The sequence below is a fragment of the Microbacterium lacus genome (genome assembly GCF_039531105.1).
Taxonomy (GTDB): Bacteria; Actinomycetota; Actinomycetes; order Actinomycetales; family Microbacteriaceae; genus Microbacterium; species Microbacterium lacus.
This window is the reverse complement of sequence record NZ_BAAAPK010000003.1, coordinates 1-17,179: the sequence shown is the minus strand read 5'-3', so window position 1 is coordinate 17,179 and position 17,179 is coordinate 1. Positions and strand designations below refer to the sequence as shown.

The window sequence follows — 17,179 nt, the reverse complement described above, 5'->3', positions numbered from 1 at the left end:
TCTCGGCTGTCATGCGCCCTCCCCGTGCAGAACTCCGCAGATCCGTTCCGTGTTGACGTTATCACGGCCTCTCTGTTACCGTGTTGACGTGAACATGACGGAGTTTCGCACAGAGCACCTCGGCGCCGGCGTCGTGAAGCGGCCCACCCGCCTGGCCGACGGCCGCGAACTGATCTACTTCGACGACCCGGGCACCACGCTGGGCCCCGAGCGCAACGTCGACACTCGCACGCTCGATCCGCGCGGAGAGACCGCGACCATGCGTCGTGACGTGCTGACCGGCGACTGGATCTCGGTCGCCGCGGCCCGCCAGAACCGCGCGTTCCTGCCGCCCGCCGAGCTCGACCCGCTCGCCCCGCAGACGCCGACCAACCCCTCCGAGATCCCCTCGCGATACGACGTCGCGGTGTTCGAGAACCGCTCGCCGTCCTTCGGGCCCGCCCTGGCCGAGGCTCATGGCGACGCGCCCGCCGCGGTCGACCCGCCGACCGGCCTCGACGATCTCGACGCGCCGGGCCTCGGCCGCACGCGCACGAGCGTGGGCCGGTGCGAGGTCGTGTGCTTCAGTCCGGAGCACGAGGGCTCGTTCGGCACGCTGAGCCCCACCCGCGCCCGCACGGTCATCGAGGCCTGGGCGGACCGCACCGCCGCCCTCGCGGCGCTGCCCGGCATTCAGCAGGTGTTCCCCTTCGAGAACCGCGGCGAGGCGATCGGGGTAACCCTCCCCCATCCCCACGGCCAGATCTATGCGTATCCGTACGTCACGCCGCGCACGCAGCGGCTGCTCGCCCAGCTCGACCGCGAGGGCGCGGATCTGTTCGAGCGCATCCTCGCGTTCGAACAGGACTCCGACCGCGTGCTCCTGCGCGGCGAGCACTGGACCGCGTTCGTCCCCTTCGCCGCACGCTGGCCGCTCGAGGTCCACCTCATGCCGCACCGGCAGGTCGCCGACATCGCCGAGACGACGGATGCCGAGCGCGACGAACTCGCCCCGCTCTACCTCCGGCTCCTTCGTGGAGTCGACGCGCTGTACGACACGCCGACTCCGTACATCGCCGCGTGGCACCAGGCCCCCGTCGCGGTCGGCCGCGACACGGTGCGCCTGCGCCTGGAGCTCACCTCGCCCCGCCGCGCCGCGGACAAGCTCAAGTTCCTCGCAGGGTCCGAGGCCGCCATGGGCGCCTGGATCGGCGACGTCCCGCCCGAAGCCGCGGCCGCGAAACTGCGCGCCGCGATCGACTCCATCCCCGAGGTGACCCTGTGACCGATGCCGCGAACGCCGCCGACGCCCTCTTCCGGAGCCTGACCGGAGAAGCACCGATCGGCACGTGGTCCGCGCCGGGCCGCGTGAACCTCATCGGCGAGCACACCGACTACAACGACGGCTTCGTCCTGCCTTTCGCGATCCAGCAGCGGACGCATGTCGCTCTCGGCATACGCCCGGATGCCGGCATCCGGGTCGCCTCGACGTTCGCGTCCGAGCCCGTCACCGTGCCGCTCGCCGAGCTCGATGCGCTCTTCCCCGGCCGTCGCGAGGACGTGCCGGAGTGGGCGGCGTACGCGCTCGGCGTAGCGTGGGCGCTGCTACGCGCTGCGGGCGTCGACCCCGAGAGCGTGCCCGGCGTCGACCTCGCGATCGCCTCGGACGTGCCGATCGGTGCGGGGCTGTCCTCGTCCGCCGCGATCGAGGGCGCCACCGCCGCCGCGCTGAACGACACCTGGAACCTCGGGCAGGACGCGGTCGCCCTCGCCCGGATCGGCCGGACGGCCGAGAACGAGGCCGTCGGGGCGCCCACCGGGATCATGGACCAGATGGCGTCGATGCTCGGGCGCGAAGACGCCGCGATCTTCCTGGACTGCCGATCGCTCGAGACGCAGATCGTCGACCTCGGCTTCGCGGATGCCGGACTCCAGCTCGTCGTGATCGACACCGGCGTGAAGCACTCGCACGCGACCGGCGGGTACGGCGAGCGCCGGGCGGCGTGCGAGCGCGGCGCGGCGATCATGGGCGTCGAGGCGCTGCGCGACCTCTCCGTGACGGATCTGCCCCGCGCCGAGCAGCTCATGGACGACGTCACCTTCCGTCGCGTCCGGCACGTCGTGACCGAGAACCAGCGTGTGCTCGACACCGTGCACGCCCTCCGCACCGACGGCCCTCGCGCGATCGGCGACCTGCTCCGCGCCTCCCATGCGTCGATGCGCGACGACTTCGAGATCTCGGTGCCCGAGCTCGATACGGCCGTGGACGCGGCGATGTCGGCGGGCGCGATCGGCGCGCGCATGACCGGGGGCGGGTTCGGCGGCGCCGCGATCGCGCTCGTGGATCGAGACCGTGTGGACGATGTGCGGGATGCCGCAATCGCCGCATTCTCGGCATCCGGCTTCACCGCACCCACGGTCTTCACCGTCGTCCCCTCAGCCGGCGCGGGCCGGGAGTCCTAACGGGTCCGCGGAGCGACCGCAACCCCTGGTCCGGCGAACCGGCGGGCCCGTACCGTCGGACACAGCGCCGGGGCACTTCGCCGCCCGCGACCGGGCAACCTCGGCAAGAGGGGATGAACGCATGGCCTACATCACCGTCGGAGTCGAGAACTCGGCCGACATCAGGCTCCACTACACCGATCACGGCAAGGGGCAGACGGTCGTCCTGATCCACGGATTCCCGCTGGACGGGGCGTCCTGGAGCAAGCAGGAGGCTGCGCTCCTCGAGGCGGGCTACCGCGTCATCACGTACGACCGGCGAGGGTTCGGCGGGTCGAGCAAGACCCTGGCCGGATCGGACTACGACACGTTCGCCGACGATCTCGGCGCACTCATGCACACGCTCGACCTGGAGAAGGCGACCCTCGTCGGCTTCTCGATGGGGACCGGCGAAGTGGCGCGCTACTTCACGCGCTATGGGAACGAGCGGGTGCGCAAGGCGGTGTTCCTCGGATCCCTCGAGCCCTACCTGCTGAAGACCGACGAGAATCCGGACGGCGCGGCCCCTCAGGAGTTCTTCGACGACACCGCGGCATCCGTCCGCGATGACCGGTACGCGTTCCTCACCGGGTTCTTCGCCGACTTCTACAACCTCGACGACAACCTCGGATCCCGCATCTCGCAGGAAGCCGTCGACGCCAGCATCCAGACCGCGAACCGGGCGGGCAATTCGGCGATCGCCGCCGCCCCCCTCACCTGGCCGACCGATTTCCGCGCCGACATCGAGAAGGTCGACGTGCCGGCGCTGATCGTGCACGGGACGGCGGATCGGATCCTGCCGATCGACGCGACCGCACGTCGGTTCAAGGACCTGCTGCCCGACGCGACCTACGTCGAGATCGAGGGCGCCCCGCACGGCATGCTCTGGACCCACGCCGACGAGGTGAACGAGGCGCTCCTGGCTTTCCTGGCGACCTGAGCTCGCCGACCGTCGGTCCCCGTGAGACGACATCTGCACGTCGACACTGTGGGTTTACCCCACCGTTTCGACGTGCAGTTGTCGTCTCAGTGAACGCAGGACCGGGTCAGTCGCGCTCGGGGCGCAGCAATCGCAGGCCCGCGACGACCACGGGGACCAGCACGATGATGACGGCGACGATGATCGCGGTCACGCCGATCGCCTGGTTCTGCGGGTCACCCTCCAGGCGCCCCACCGCGAGCCAGGACAGGCCCCAGCCGAGCGCCAGCGCGGGGGCGACGCGCCAGCCGCTGCGCCACGAGATCCCGAGTCCGATCAGCAGCACGGCGATCAGCACGACCACGCCGATGACGGATGCCGAATCGGCCCACGATTCCGGCACGATGCCGGTGAGCCAGGCCGCGATGTTCGCGACGGTGGCCAGCGTCACCCAGCCCAGGTGCAAACCGGTGACGCCGTCGATCAGGAGCGCGTCCAGGAAGCCGCCGCGAGGCACGCGGGTCTTCACGGAGATGCGGAACGTGATCGACAGCGCGATCGCGAGGAGGACGATGATGATCACGGTCCACTCGATCGTGAGGAACTGAGAGGCGACCAGCCACAAGCCGTTGAGGACGATCGTGAGCGCGATCCACCAGCCGATCGCCCGCTGCCTCTCCGACGCCCGCTGGCTCGGCAGGGCCTGCCAGATCACGTAGGCGATCAGGCCGGTGTAGATCACCGACCAGATGCTGAACGCGGGCGTCGCGGGAGCCAGGAACGAGCCCTGCGCCGACAGCTGTCCGCCCTGCGTATTCTCCACCTCGGTGCCGCCGAGGCCCCCGACGCCGACGAGCACGGTGACCAGGGTGAAGCCCAGCGCCGAGATCACCGCGATCTGACGGGCGATGTCCTTGCCGGTCGGCTTTGCCGCGGCATCCGTTCCTGAGGTACGCGAAGTGTTCGTCACGCTCTCCACGGTACGGCCCCGCGGACCCGATGGGGCGGGGTTGACACGCGGCGGCCGTGGGCGCGCCCGGGACTGGCATCATGGCGCCATGACCCGTCACTGGACACCGCTCGCCGTGATCTACCTGCTCCTCGCCGTCGCCGGCCTCATCGGCACGTGGACGTTCAACGTCATCGCGATCGTGCAGATGGTCGATTTCATCGGCGACCTCGTCTCGAGCGGCCCCGCCGTCTCGTCGATCTCGGTCGACCTGATGGTCGTCGCGATCGCCGGAAGCGTCTTCATCATCGTGGAGGCCCGCCGCATCGGCATGCGGTTCGGCTGGCTGTACGTCGTGGCATCCGGGCTCACCGCGTTCGCCTTCACGTTTCCGCTCTTCCTCGCGATGCGCCAGCGCCACCTGACCGCCGGGCGGGCGGCGGATACGGTGGCCTGATGACGCAGCATCCCGATCCCGTCGTCCGCATCACGCCGGGTGAGGTCCGCGGGTTCTGGCGCGGCGACTCCGCCGCCTTCCTCGGAATCCCGTTCGCCCAGGCTCCCGTCGGCGACCTGCGCTTCGCGGCGCCCGTGCCGCCCGAGCCCTGGGACGGCGTCCGCGACGCCGTGGCGTACGGCGCCACGGCCAAGCGAGAGAAGCCGGGCGAGAAGACCCTGATCCCCGAGCCGGCGGTCGCCGGCGAGTCGACTCTCAACGTCAACGTGTTCACCCCCGCGCCGGGGCGAGCGGATGCCGACCTCCCGGTGCTCGTCTATATCCACGGAGGCGGGTTCACGGAGGGGTCGCCGGCGAGCCCCTGGTACGACGGCGCCGCGTTCAACCGCGACGGCGTCGTCACCGTCACGATCTCATACCGGCTCGGCTTCGACGGCTTCGGCCACATCGCGGGCGCGCCGAGCAACCGGGGCGTGCGCGACTGGCTCGCCGCGCTCGAATGGGTGCAGACGAACGTCGCCGCGTTCGGCGGAGACCCCTCGCGGGTCACGATCGCGGGTCAGTCCGCCGGCGGCGGCGCCGTGCTGACCCTGCTCGGGATGCCGGCCGCGCAGGGGCTGTTCCATGCGGCGTGGGCGCTCTCGCCCGCGCTCGGCGATGTGCCCGGCGAACGGGCACGGACCCTGGCGGCCAAGCTCGCGAACCTCGCCGGCGTCCCGGCGACGCGAGAGGGATTCGCCTCGGTCGACGAGGCCACCCTCACGGGACTGCAGGAACGGGCGGGACGCCCCGCGTCCACCGATCGCCTCGCGTTCGTGCACGCGCTGCTCGAGGACGGCTTGACCTGGGGTCCGATGATCGACGGCGACCTCATCACCCGGCCGACGATCGACTCGCTGCACGCCGGCGTCGGCGCGGACATCCCCCTGGTGGTCGGCGCCACCGACGACGAATTCACCATGGTGACCGACGGCGCGAAGAATCTGCTTCGCCTCATCCCCGCCTCGCTCGCACTCGGCCGGCTCAACGTCGACGCGCGCGCACGCAAGGCGTACCTCGCTGCGAACGCCGCGCAGCGCCGCAAGGGGACGGCGGCCGTCCTCGGGCGCTACGTGAGCGACGTGGTGTTCCGCTCGGTCGTCGCGCGGACCGCGGAGGCGCGCGGCGGTGAGCGCACGTGGGTGTACCGGTTCTCCTGGACCTCCCCGACGATCGGGTGGGCCTGCCACTGCCTGGATGTGCCGTTCTGGTTCGACTGCCTCGACGCCGAAGCCGTACCGGCCCTCGCCGGCGATGATCCGTCGCGCGCGCTCGCCGCAGCCCTGCACGGTGCCGCCGCGGCCTTCGTGAGGGATGCCGACCCGGGCTGGCCGGCGTGGTCTGCGGCATCCGGAACCACGCGCGTGTTCGGCGGCGACCCCTCGCGTCCGGACGTGATCGCGGACGGCTACGCGAGCGTCCGCGCGCTGGTCTGACCCGCCCTTTGGGACGCTTCGCGTGAAACGCCGGGGCGATTTCGCACTGCATGGTCGTCTCGAGCGGGTGCGGGTGCGGAATCTCCCCGGGGTTTCACACCACCCCGGCGCGAACGCGCCCGGCGGTGCCGCGGCGGGACAGCAGAAGGCCGTGGATGGCGGCTCGCACGAGGCCGGGATGCCAGAGGATGTCCTCCGCGATGGGTCGGAAGGTGGAATAGCCGAGCGCGGCCGCAACCTGGTCGCGGCGACGATCTCGGCGCTGGGCATCCCAGCTGGAATGGAACTCCTCGCTGTCGCACTCAATGATCAGCCATCCGTCTACGACGAAGTCGACACGCCCGACCCCGGCAATGACGACCTGCAGGTCGAAAGACGCTCCGAGCGAGCGCAGAAGGAGGCGGACCAGTGTCTCGGGACCCGACTCTGCGCGGGCGTCGACCAGCCTGCGAAGGACTCGGTGGCGCCGAGGAAGCAGACGGAACAGTTCGTCGAGCTCGTCCGGACGCAGGACGCCACGGTGGAGGGCGGAGTCGAGGGTCGCCAGCGCCGCACGCGGGGTCTGACAGCGCATCGCGCACACGAGCGCATCCAGCGGCTCGACCACAGTCGAGCGGGGGTGCGGCGCGCGGTGCAGCCTCCCCCAGTGGCGACGAAGCGTTCGGGTCGGCGCGGACGACGACGGACGGCGGGTGTGCAGGTGTACATGCAGCGTCGAGGCGTCGAGCACGAAGACGCCGTGGTGCGCGAGCGCGGAGGTGCAGGTGAGGAGACCACCGAGCGCCATGGCGTCGACCACTTCGGTCGGCGTACCCGGCGGCAGATATGCGCCGGGCCGCGGGCGGAGGATCCGCCCGGCGGCGACCGCCGCGCCGAGCGCTCGATCGGTCCAGCCCTGGGCTCGCAGGTCCGAACGGCGGAAGAAGGTCGGAATCGGGGTGGCCTCGCGCATCCAGACACGGTCCACGAACACACGCGAGTCGGAGTGGACGGTCGGCAGATCTGTGGACTCGGAGTGCTCCCGGCTCGTTGGGGAGGAGTCGATCACCCCGCACGCCGCCGGCGTCCGTCTCTCCTGCACGCCCCGGGCACACCGCATCGCGCCACTTTGTGAAAGCCCGGGGCGAAACCGGCACCGAACCCGGCGCAGACGTGCCGATCGAACGGTTTCGCCCCGCGCTTTCACACCTGCGCCCGAGGGACGTCGGCGGCGGCGGCGGATCAGCTCAGCGCGGGGATGACCTCGCGCTCGAAGAGCTCCATTCCGCTCTGGTCGTACGCCGCCTCGGGGAAGTAGTGGATCGCATAGCCGAGGCCGTGCGCGGCCCGCTCGGCGAGCCGCTCGGCGACCTGCTCGGGAGTGCCGAATCCGGGCGAGGACGTGTAATCCGCCTCGATCGCCGCGGCGCGCTCGTCTCCGACGTGCGGACGCAGCCGCGCGATCACGGCGGCGAGGCGATCGGCGGCCTCGGCCTCGGTCGCCCCCACGATCGTGTTGAAGTTCGACGACCGGGTGATCGCACCGAAGTCGCGTCCGAGGTTCTCGCAGTGTCCGCGGAGGATCCCGCTCTTGTGGTCGAACTCCTCGACCGAGCCGGCGAAGTTCGTGTACGAGGCGTACTGCGCGGCGATCTTGAGGGTCACCTTCTCGCCGCCTCCGGCGATCCACAGCGGGATGCCGCTCTCCTGCAGCGGCAGAGGCCGGACGATCGCGCCGTCGACCTGGTAGTACGTGCCGTCGAGGGTCGCGGTGCCGGTGGTCCAGGCCTGGTGCATGATCTCCACGCCTTCGCGGAGGCGTCCGAGCCGCTCCTTGATCGCCGGGAAGCCGTAGCCGTACGCGCGCCACTCGTGCTCGTACCAGCCGCCGCCGATGCCCATCTCTGCGCGCCCGGCTGAGATGAGGTCGACGGTCGCGGCGACCTTCGCGAGGTAGGCGGGGTTGCGGTAGCCCATCGAGGTGCACATCTGGCCGAGCCGGATGCGCTCGGTCGAGGCCGCGAAGGCGGACATCAGAGTCCACGCTTCGTGCGTGGCCTCCTCCGTCGGCAGCGGCACGGTGTGGAAGTGGTCGTAGACCCAGAGCGATTCCCAGGGTCCGGCATCCGCTCGCTGAGCGAGCCCGTTCATGACGGACCACTGCTCCGCGGGATCGATGTCGACCAGATCGAGTCGCCAGCCTTGGGGGATGAAGGTTCCGAATCGCATCGTCCCAGCCTAGGGTCGGACCCGCCGCAAAGGTCAGCCGATCACGACGGCATCCGGGATCCTTTCCCGCATGATCGCGATCGCCTCGGGATTCGCGTCGACGAGCACGGCATCGCGGCCGAGCGCCGCCGCGACCGCGCCGGTCGTGCCGCTCCCGGCGAAGAGGTCGAGGACCCGATCGCCGGGCCGGCTGGAGGCCTGCACGATCCGCCGCAAAATTCCTTCGGGTTTCTGCGTCGGGTACCCGGTCTTCTCGCGGCCCGTCGTCGGCACGATCGTGTGCCACCACACATCGGTCGGGAGCTTGCCGCGCGCCGCCTTCTCGGCCGTCACGAGTCCGGGTGCCATGTACGGCTCGCGGTCCACCTGCTCGGAGTCGAACCAGTACCCGTCGGGATCCTTCACGTACACCAGGATCGTGTCGTGCTTCGTGGGCCAGCGCCGACGGCTCTTCGCGCCGTAGTCGTATGCCCAGATGAGCTCGTTGAGGAACCGCTCGCGTCCGAACAGCGCGTCCATCAGCACTTTCGCGTAGTGCGCCTCGCGGTAGTCCAGATGCACGTACAGGGTGCCGTCGTCGGCGAGCAGCCGCCACGCCTCGAGCAGCCGCGGTTCGAGGAAGCCCCAGTAGTCGTCGAAGCGGTCGTCGTACGTGCGCAGGTCGCCGCGCAGGCGCTCGTACTCACGCCCGTGGAATCCACGACGCAGCGAGCCGGATGCCGCGGCGACGGTCGCGGTACGCGCGGTCTCGAGCGCCTTGCCCTGCACGCGACCGGTGTTGAACGGCGGATCCAGGTAGATCAGGGTGAACGAGCCGGCCTCGAGCGCGGAGGCGACGGACAGGTTGTCGCCGTGGTGGATCGTGACGGCCCCGCGTGCGGCCTCCGTCACGGCACGCGGTGCAGCCACGGGTCGGTCGCGAACTTCGACGCGACCAGCGCTTCGGCCTCGGCGTACTCCTCGTCCGTGATCGATCCGGGGACGGCCCCGTACAGCGTCGAGAAGGTCTGGATGAACCGCTCGATGATGGCTTCGCGCGGCAGGCCCGTCTGACGCCGTAGCGGGTCGACCCGTTTGGCCGCGGACACGGTGCCCTTGTCGCTCAGCTTCTCGCGGCCGATCCGCAGCACTTCGGTCATGACCTGACCGTCCATGTCGTACGAGAGCGTCGCATGGTGCAGGACCCCGCCGTTCGCGAGGCGCTTCTGCGCCGCCCCGCCGATCTTCCCCTGTGGCGAGGCGATGTCGTTCAGCGGCTGGTAGGTCGCCTCGACGCCGAGCGAGCGCAGCGCCTGCAGCACCCAGTCGTCCAGGAACGCGTACGAGTCGGCGAACGTCATGCCCGACACGAGGGAGGCGGGCACGTAGAGCGAGTACGTGACGATCGAGTTCGCGCCCATCATCATCGCCCCGCCGCCCGAGATCCGCCGGACGACGTCGAAGCCGTGCTTGGCCGCGCCCTCCGGGTCGACCTCGTTGCGGTACGACTGGAACGAGCCGATCACGACGGCGGACTCGTCCCACTCCCAGAGCCGCAGCGTGGGCCGGCGGCGACCGTCCCCCACTCGGGTCGTCAGCACTTCGTCCAGGGCGAGGTTCATGCGGGGCGAGACGGGCCGATCGTGCACGACCTCCCAGTCGAAGTCCCCCCACCCGGGCGCGACGACGAGCGCGCGGCGCACCGCGGTGCCGACGGCCTCAGGGGTGAACCCGAGCAGCTGCGCACCCTCGGGCAGCGCGCTGCGCACGGCGGCGGCGATCGTGGCGGCATCCGCTTCGACGGGAAGCCCGTTGACGGCCGCGTCGATGTCATCCAGCGCGCTGTCCGGCTCGAGGAAGAAGTCGCCGGCGAGATGGAACTCCGCGATCCGCCCGTCGCGCTCTTCGAGGTCGACGACGACCAGCTTTCCCCCGGGCACCTTGTATTCGCCGTGCATGGCACTCAGCCTAGGCGCGTGGCCGACGAACGGATGCCGGTCAGACGCCGACCAGGGCCTGCAGGGCCTCCGGAGAGAGGGCGTGCTCGATCGCGAGCATGCTCGCCCCCCGCACGCCGGCTGTGCCGGCGGCCGTGGACTGGACGATCGAGAGATGCCCGGTCGCCAGGGGGGTGGAGCGCGTGTAGACCACTTCGCGTACGCCGGCGATCAGGTGCTCGCCGACCCGCGCCATCGATCCGCCGATCGCGATCACGGACGGGTTCATGATGCTCACGCACGCCGTGAGCACCTCACCGATGTCTCGGCCTGCCTGCCGGACGGCCTGGATCGCCTCGAGGTTGCCGCCTTTGACCAGGTCCACCACATCGTCCGCCGAGGCGGCTTCGACGCCGTGCGCGCGCAGCGCCCGGGCGATCGCGGGCCCCGAAGCGAGCGCCTCCAGGCAGCCCTGATTGCCGCAGGTGCACGGCACGTCGCTGCCGCGCGCGACACGCACGTGGCCGATGTCGCCCGCGACACCCTGAGCCCCGCGCAGCAGCTGTCCAGCCGAGATCACACCTGCGCCGATGCCGGTGGCGACCTTCACGAAGATGAGGTGCTCCGTGCTCGCCCAGCCCGTGGCCCTCTCGCCGAGCGCCATGACGTTCACGTCGTTGTCGACGAGGACCTTCGCGTCCAGATGCGCGCGCATCCACGCCGGGACGTCGAAACGGTCCCATCCGGGCATGATGGGCGGATTGATGGGGCGCCCGGTGGAGAACTCCACAGGGCCCGGAACGCCGATGCCGATCGAGACGACCTCGGTGCGCTCCCGGCCCGCTTCCCGCAGGAGGTCGAACGCGGTCTCCAGGATCCAGGTGAGGACGCGCTCGGGACCGAGTGCGATGCTCAGCGGGCTGCTGCGCTCGGCGAGAACGGCGGCGCTCAGGTCGGTGATCGCCACGGTGGCATGCGAGGCGCCGATGTCGGCAGCGATCACGACGCGCGCCGCGGGATTGAGCGCGAAACGCGAAGGCGGCCGGCCGCCCGTCGACTCCGCGCCGGCGACCGGGGTGACGAGCCCCATCCGCAGCAGCTCATCCACCCGCATCGCCACCGTCGAGCGCGCAAGACCGGTCGACTCGACAAGTTGGGCACGCGTGCGCGGGATGCCGTCGCGAAGGAGCTGGAACAGCTCGGTCGCACCCGCCCCGGCGGGAGAGGTCTCCACACTCATTGCCCAGTTCCGCTCGCTCACCGGCCGCGCGGGCCGGATCGTCCTCCGGTTATGCCGTCAGCCTGGAGGTGAGGATACACACTCCGATGATGTCGCGATCCTTCCGCGTCATGAGCGGCCGCCCGGCTTGGCGAACCGCTGCTGGAGGAGCACCGCGATCACGATGATCACACCCTTGGCGACGGCCTGCACCGAGGAGGAGAGGTTGTTCTGCACGAACACGTTGGTCAGCGTGGCGAAGATGAGGACACCGAAGACGGTGCCCGTGATCGTGCCTCGGCCGCCGACCAGGAGCGTGCCGCCGACGACGACGGCGGCGATCGCGTCGAGTTCGTACAGCGTGCCGTGCGTCGAGCTCCCGGCCGTCGTCCGCCCGAGGATCATCACCGCGGCGATGCCGGCGCTGAGTCCGGCGAGGGCGTACAGCCACATCGTGTGCCGTTTGACGTCGATGCCCGCCAGTCGCGCGGCCTCTCGGTTGCCGCCGATCGCCACCGTGCGACGTCCGAAGGTCGTCCGGTTGAGGATCACCCAGCCGAGGGCCGCGACGATCGCGAAGATCCAGATGAGGATGTCGACACCCAGCAGATCGGAGTTCATGAAGCTCACGAACCCGCGGTCCTCCACGACCAGAGTGCGCCGCTCGGCGAGGATCTCGGCGAGACCTCGTGCGGCGACCAGCATCGCGAGCGTCGCCATGAATGCGACGACGTTGCCGTAGGCGATCACGACGCCGTTGATGAGGCCGGCGCCCAGGCCGACGGCGAGGGCGATCACGATCATCACGACCCAGTGGGTCTGATCCGCCAGGTCCTGGATCGCCGCGAGCGTGGCCGCGATCGAGGCCAGTCCCATCACGGAGCCCACGGACAGGTCGATGCCCCCCGCGGTGATCACGAGGGTCATCCCGATGCTGATGACCCCGATGATCGACGCCTGGCGAAGGATCACGAGCGCGTTGCTGAGGGTCGTGAAGTTCTCACCCGCCGTGATCGCCCCCACGATCACGAGCAGGAGCAGCGCGACCACGAGACCGAGGTTGCGACCGACGGATCCGGACATGATCTTCTGCAGTCCGGTCCTCTCACCCCTGCGGCCGGGCGGCGGGGCGGCGGAGGAGGGCGGACCGACCAGGTCTCCGGTGGTGACTGACTCGCTCACGCGGCGGTTCCTTTCATGACGAGGTCGAGCACGCCGTGCTCGTCGATCTGTGCGGCGGGAAGACTCTGCAGGACGCGCCCGTCGGAGATCACGAGGACGGCATCGGCCAGGCCGAGCACCTCCTCGATCTCGCTGGAGACGATCACGACGGCGTTCCCCGCAGCCGAGAGCCGCCGGATGAGCGCGTAGATCTCGGCGCGCGCGCCGACGTCCACTCCTCGGGTGGGTTCATCCAGCAGGAGGACGCGCGTCCCGTGCACGAGCCAGCGGGCGAGCAGGATCTTCTGCTGGTTGCCGCCGCTGAGTGTCCGCGCCGGACGATCGGGGTCGGCGGGTCGCAACTCGAGCGCCTCGATCTGCTCGGTCGCGACACGGCGCTCGGCCCGTTCATCGAGGAAGCCGGCTCTGGCGAAGCCGGACATCGAGGAGAGCGTCACATTGACGTAGATCGGTTCGTCCAGGACCAGGCCCTGACTCTTGCGCTCCTCAGGCGACAGGCCGATCCCCGCGCCGACCGCCGAGACCACGGAGCCCCGTCGCAGCGTCTTGCCGGCGACGCTGACGGTGCCGGCCGTCGCCTTGCGTGCCCCGTAGATCGTCTCCATGATCTCGGAGCGACCCGATCCGACCAGGCCGGCGAGCCCGACGATCTCGCCGGCGCGGACGGTGAACGACACATCCGAGAAGACGCCGTCGAGTCCGAGCCGGTCCACCTCCAGGACCACCGGGGCGTCGGCGGGCACTGGGACGGCCGGTGGGAAGACGTTCTCGACGGCGCGCCCGGTCATCAGCCGGATCAGATCGCTGGTCGGCGTGCCGGAGACGGGGATGCCCGACGCCATCGACCGCCCGTCCTTGAGGACGGTGATACGGTCGCCGATCTGGCGGATCTCCTCCAAGCGGTGGGTGATGTAGACGACGGCGATGCCTTCGGACGTGAGCTCGCGCACGACGTGGAAGAGGTTCTTCACCTCTTCCGTGTCCAGCACGGCAGACGGCTCGTCCATGATCATGAGCTTGATGTCGTGCGAGAGGGCACGCGCCATGCTCACGATCTGCTTGTTGGCGGCGCTGAGGCTCCCGACTTCGGTGTGCGGTGAGAGGTTCTCGTGCCCGAGGCGGCGAAGGAGGTCCCTCGTGCGTCGGGCGGCCTCCGATCGCTTGGTGAAGCCGCCGCGGGCGAGTTCATGACCGAGGAAGATGTTCTCCGCGATCGTGAGGCCGTCGACGACGTCGAGCTCCTGGTACATCGTCGCGATGCCGAGGTCGAGGGCGGCATCCGGCGTGGTGATCTCGACCGGTTCGCCCGCCCAGGTGATCGTGCCCTCGTCGGGTCGATGGACGCCGGCGAGCGTCTTGATCAGCGTCGACTTGCCCGCTCCGTTCTGTCCCAGCACGCAGTGGACCTCGCCGGCGCGGACATCGAGGTCGACGCCGCGCAGCGCCTGCACGCCCGCGAAGCTCTTCGTGATTCCGCGGACATCGAGTAACGCCGAACCATGGTCACCTTTGATCACAGGTGGACCATAACATGCTCGTCGCGCCGCACGGGAGGGGCACTTGAAGGAAATCGGCACAAGGTGCGGCGCGACGCAAGCCCTGATTTTCCGCCGATTGCAACGTCGTAGGAACTTTTGTTGACTGGCAGGCAAAACCTCTTGCAGTTTCGTCGCGTTCTGTTACGTTGATCACGATCAGTCCTGGGGCGGCCGGTTCACGCGGTCTCGACTCCGCGCCGATCTGCATTCACATTCAAGGAGGAATACATGCATTTCACACGCTCCGCGCGCCACCGCGTGGTCGGTGCGGGCATCGCGGCGATCGCCGCGATCGCCCTCATGGCCGGATGCACCGCCGGCAGCCCCGAAGGCGAAGAGGACGTCGTCGATCAGGGCACGAACTCGGAGGAGAACGCCGCATCCGGCGACACCGTCGTCATCGGCTTCTCCGGCCCCGCCGCCGACCACGGCTGGCTCGGTGCCATCAACTCCGGCGCGATCGCCGCCGCCGAGAGCTTCCCCGACGTCGAGCTGCAGCTCGCAGAGGGCACGAACGACGTGAACGCCCAGATCGCCGCGGTGGAGACCTTCATCAACGACGGCGTCGACGCGATCGTGCTGCTTCCCAGCGACGGCGCCGCGCTGACCGAGGTCGCGATCAAGGCGATGGAGGCCGGCATCCCGGTCATCAACGTCGACCGCGAGTTCTCCAGCCCGTTCGCGGCCCGCGCGACCGTGCTCGGCGACAACTACGGCATGGGCGTGAGCGCCGGAACGTACATCTGCGCGCAGGTGGGCGACAACCCCGACGCCGTCGTCGCCGAGATCGCGGGCATCGATTCGCTGCCCCTCACGCAGGACCGCTCGGCGGGCTTCGCGGACGCCCTCAGTGACTGCGGACTCGAGGTGGGCCCCCGTGTCGCGGCGGACTTCACCGTGCAGGGCGGTGAGGCCGCGGCCTCGCAGCTGCTGTCGGCGAACCCGCAGATCGACGCACTGTGGAACCACGACGACGATCAGGGCATCGGCGTGCTCGCGGCGATCACCGCGGCGGGGCGCGACGAGTTCATCATGGTCGGCGGCGCCGGATCGCTCAACGCGATGGAGGCCATCGAGGCGGACGACAGCGTCCTGAAGGCGACCATCATCTACCCGTCGACGCAGGCTGCCGACGGCATCGCGCTGGCGCGACTGATCGCTCAGGGCAAGACGATGAGCGACCTCATCACACCGGGTGTGGCCAACCGCATCGTGCTGGATGCACCCGTGGTCACCAAGGAGAACGTCGACCAGTACATCGGGCTGGCCTTCGAGTCCTGACCCGACCGCACGAAGCACGCACGTCGGGGGCGTCCACCGCAGGGCGCCCCCGACCTGTCTCTGGAGAAACGGAGCGACGATGACTCTGCGCATCGCGATGATCGGCCACGGTTTCATGGGCGCCGCCCATTCGCAGGGCTGGCGGGTCGCCCCGCGATTCTTCGATCTGCCCGAAGCGGTGGAGATGGCGGTGGTGGTCGGCCGCAACGCGGACGCGGTGGCCGCCGCCGCGGAGAAGTGGGGCTGGGCGGAGTCGGCCACGGATTGGCGCGAGGTGATCACGCGCGAGGACATCGACATCGTCGACATCGTCACGCCCGGTGATTCGCATGCCGAGATCGCGATCGCGGCCCTGGAGGCCGGCAAGCACGTGCTGGTCGAGAAGCCCCTCGCGAACACGGTCGAAGAGGCCGAGGCGATGGCGGATGCCGCCGCCCGGGCCGCCGAGCGGGGAGTGCGCTCGATGGTCGGGTTCACGTATCGTCGCGTCCCGGCGGCCACCCTCGCCCGCGACCTCGTCGCCGCTGGGCGCATCGGCGAGATCCGTCAGGTGCGGGCGTCGTACCGTCAGGACTGGCTGCGCGACGCCGAGGGACCGATGACGTGGCGCCTGGACAAGGAACGCGCCGGTTCCGGCGCCCTCGGCGACATCGGGGCGCACGCGATCGACCTCTCCGAATACATCACCGGCCTTCGCCTTGCGAGCGTCTCGGGGGTCGTGGACACAATCGTGGCGGAGCGCCCGCTGCTGGCCGACGGTGTCGGCCTTTCGGGCACCGCGTCGACTGAGCGTGGAATCGTCACGGTCGATGACGTCGCGCTCGTCTCGGGTCGCTACGCCGCTGCCGAGGGGGCGTACGCGCCCCTCGGTTCCTTCGAGGCGACCCGCTTCGCGACCGGCCGCAAAAACGCCCTGCGCGTGGAGGTCTCGGGCTCGCTCGGTGCGGTGGCGTTCGACCTGGAGCGGCTGAACGAGCTCTCCTTCTACGACGCGACGCTTCCCGCGAACGAGCAGGGCTTCCGCACGATCTACGTCACCGAACACGACCACCCCTACCTCGCACCGTGGTGGCCCGCCGGTCACATGCTCGGTTACGAGCACGGGTTCAGCCACCAGGCCGTGGACCTCGTGACAGCGATCGCCGACGGCACCCAGCCCGAGCCGTCCTTCGCCGACGGCCTGCACGTGCAGCGGGTGCTGGATGCCGTCGAGCGGAGCTCGGCAGCGGGCAGCGCCTGGATCTCCACAGACTGAGCGCCGACGGCGCCGACCGAGAGGAAAACGGATGTCTCGTCCGATCACCCTGTTCACCGGCCAGTGGGCCGATCTGCCGTTCGAGGAAGTCGCCCGGCTCGCCGGCGAGTGGGGCTATGACGGCCTCGAGATCGCCTGCTGGGGCGATCACCTCGACGTGTCGCGCTGGGACGACGCCGAGTACGTGCAGTCGCGGCTCGACATCCTCGAGCGCAACGGCCTGAAGGTCTACGCGATCTCGAACCACCTGACCGGCCAGGCGGTGTGCGACGACCCGATCGACGAGCGGCACCGCGACATCCTGTCCGACCGTGTCTGGG

Annotated in this window: 15 protein-coding genes and 1 pseudogene; 8 read left to right on the top strand and 8 right to left on the bottom strand. The window is 69.9% G+C overall.

Annotated features, from left to right (window positions below):
* The first annotated feature begins 94 nt into the window (after window positions 1–94).
* From galT to ABD197_RS16335, 3 genes are all read left to right on the top strand, one after another.
* Entirely contained in the window at window positions 95–1,264 is a 1,170-nt protein-coding gene (gene galT, locus ABD197_RS16345; protein WP_344056046.1) for a galactose-1-phosphate uridylyltransferase, read from the top strand.
* Complete coding sequence (gene galK, locus ABD197_RS16340) at window positions 1,261–2,442, top strand: galactokinase (protein ID WP_344056045.1); 1,182 nt, start codon at window positions 1,261–1,263, stop codon at window positions 2,440–2,442. Before galT ends, galK begins: the two co-directional genes overlap by 4 nt.
* A 121-nt stretch (window positions 2,443–2,563) precedes the next feature.
* Complete coding sequence (locus ABD197_RS16335; RefSeq protein ID WP_344056044.1) at window positions 2,564–3,400, top strand: alpha/beta fold hydrolase; 837 nt, start codon at window positions 2,564–2,566, stop codon at window positions 3,398–3,400.
* 106 nt (window positions 3,401–3,506) lie between these two features.
* Here ABD197_RS16335 and ABD197_RS16330 read toward each other — a convergent pair whose 3' ends face one another.
* Complete coding sequence (locus tag ABD197_RS16330; protein ID WP_344056043.1) at window positions 3,507–4,349, bottom strand: TspO/MBR family protein; 843 nt, start codon at window positions 4,347–4,349, stop codon at window positions 3,507–3,509.
* 88 nt (window positions 4,350–4,437) lie between these two features.
* Here ABD197_RS16330 and ABD197_RS16325 point away from each other — a divergent pair, with 88 nt between their 5' ends.
* A complete protein-coding gene (locus ABD197_RS16325; RefSeq protein WP_344056042.1) occupies window positions 4,438–4,785 on the top strand; it encodes a DUF2834 domain-containing protein in 348 nt (115 codons plus the stop codon).
* Window positions 4,785–6,260 carry a carboxylesterase/lipase family protein gene (locus ABD197_RS16320; RefSeq protein WP_344056041.1) on the top strand — a complete coding sequence of 492 codons (1,476 nt, stop codon included), beginning with the start codon at window positions 4,785–4,787 and terminating at the stop codon, window positions 6,258–6,260. The genes ABD197_RS16325 and ABD197_RS16320 overlap by 1 nt, the downstream gene beginning before the upstream one ends.
* A 94-nt stretch (window positions 6,261–6,354) precedes the next feature.
* On the opposite strand, the gene ABD197_RS16315 is transcribed toward ABD197_RS16320, so the two are convergent.
* The 7 genes from ABD197_RS16315 to ABD197_RS16285 form a co-directional block, all read right to left on the bottom strand.
* Window positions 6,355–7,308, bottom strand: coding sequence for a type IV toxin-antitoxin system AbiEi family antitoxin domain-containing protein (locus tag ABD197_RS16315; RefSeq protein WP_344056040.1), 954 nt, complete (start codon window positions 7,306–7,308; stop codon window positions 6,355–6,357).
* A 173-nt stretch (window positions 7,309–7,481) separates the two neighbouring features.
* Window positions 7,482–8,468: a TIGR03560 family F420-dependent LLM class oxidoreductase gene (locus ABD197_RS16310; protein ID WP_344056039.1), complete on the bottom strand. Its 987-nt coding sequence runs from the start codon at window positions 8,466–8,468 to the stop codon at window positions 7,482–7,484.
* 33 nt (window positions 8,469–8,501) lie between these two features.
* A complete protein-coding gene (locus tag ABD197_RS16305) occupies window positions 8,502–9,377 on the bottom strand; it encodes a DNA-methyltransferase (protein ID WP_344056038.1) in 876 nt (291 codons plus the stop codon).
* Complete coding sequence (lplAB, locus tag ABD197_RS16300) at window positions 9,356–10,405, bottom strand: lipoate-protein ligase LplAB (protein ID WP_344056036.1); 1,050 nt, start codon at window positions 10,403–10,405, stop codon at window positions 9,356–9,358. The genes ABD197_RS16305 and lplAB overlap by 22 nt, the downstream gene beginning before the upstream one ends.
* Window positions 10,406–10,445: 40 nt before the next feature.
* Entirely contained in the window at window positions 10,446–11,624 is a 1,179-nt protein-coding gene (locus tag ABD197_RS16295) for an ROK family transcriptional regulator (protein ID WP_344056035.1), read from the bottom strand.
* Between the two features lie 108 nt (window positions 11,625–11,732).
* The gene (locus ABD197_RS16290) at window positions 11,733–12,785 is read right to left on the bottom strand and encodes an ABC transporter permease (RefSeq protein WP_344056034.1); all 1,053 of its coding nucleotides are present in this window, start codon (window positions 12,783–12,785) and stop codon (window positions 11,733–11,735) included.
* Entirely contained in the window at window positions 12,782–14,257 is a 1,476-nt protein-coding gene (locus ABD197_RS16285; RefSeq protein ID WP_344056090.1) for a sugar ABC transporter ATP-binding protein, read from the bottom strand. The genes ABD197_RS16290 and ABD197_RS16285 overlap by 4 nt, the downstream gene beginning before the upstream one ends.
* A gap of 294 nt (window positions 14,258–14,551) precedes the next feature.
* Between ABD197_RS16285 and ABD197_RS16280 the strand changes: the two genes are divergently transcribed.
* The 3 genes and pseudogenes from ABD197_RS16280 to ABD197_RS16270 form a co-directional block, all read left to right on the top strand.
* The gene (locus tag ABD197_RS16280; protein ID WP_344056033.1) at window positions 14,552–15,604 is read left to right on the top strand and encodes a substrate-binding domain-containing protein; all 1,053 of its coding nucleotides are present in this window, start codon (window positions 14,552–14,554) and stop codon (window positions 15,602–15,604) included.
* Between the two features lie 97 nt (window positions 15,605–15,701).
* On the top strand, window positions 15,702–16,859 hold the full coding sequence (locus ABD197_RS16275; protein WP_344056089.1) for a Gfo/Idh/MocA family protein: 1,158 nt from the start codon (window positions 15,702–15,704) through the stop codon (window positions 16,857–16,859).
* A 31-nt stretch (window positions 16,860–16,890) separates the two neighbouring features.
* Window positions 16,891–17,179: pseudogene (locus tag ABD197_RS16270) on the top strand (sugar phosphate isomerase/epimerase); the annotation flags it as partial.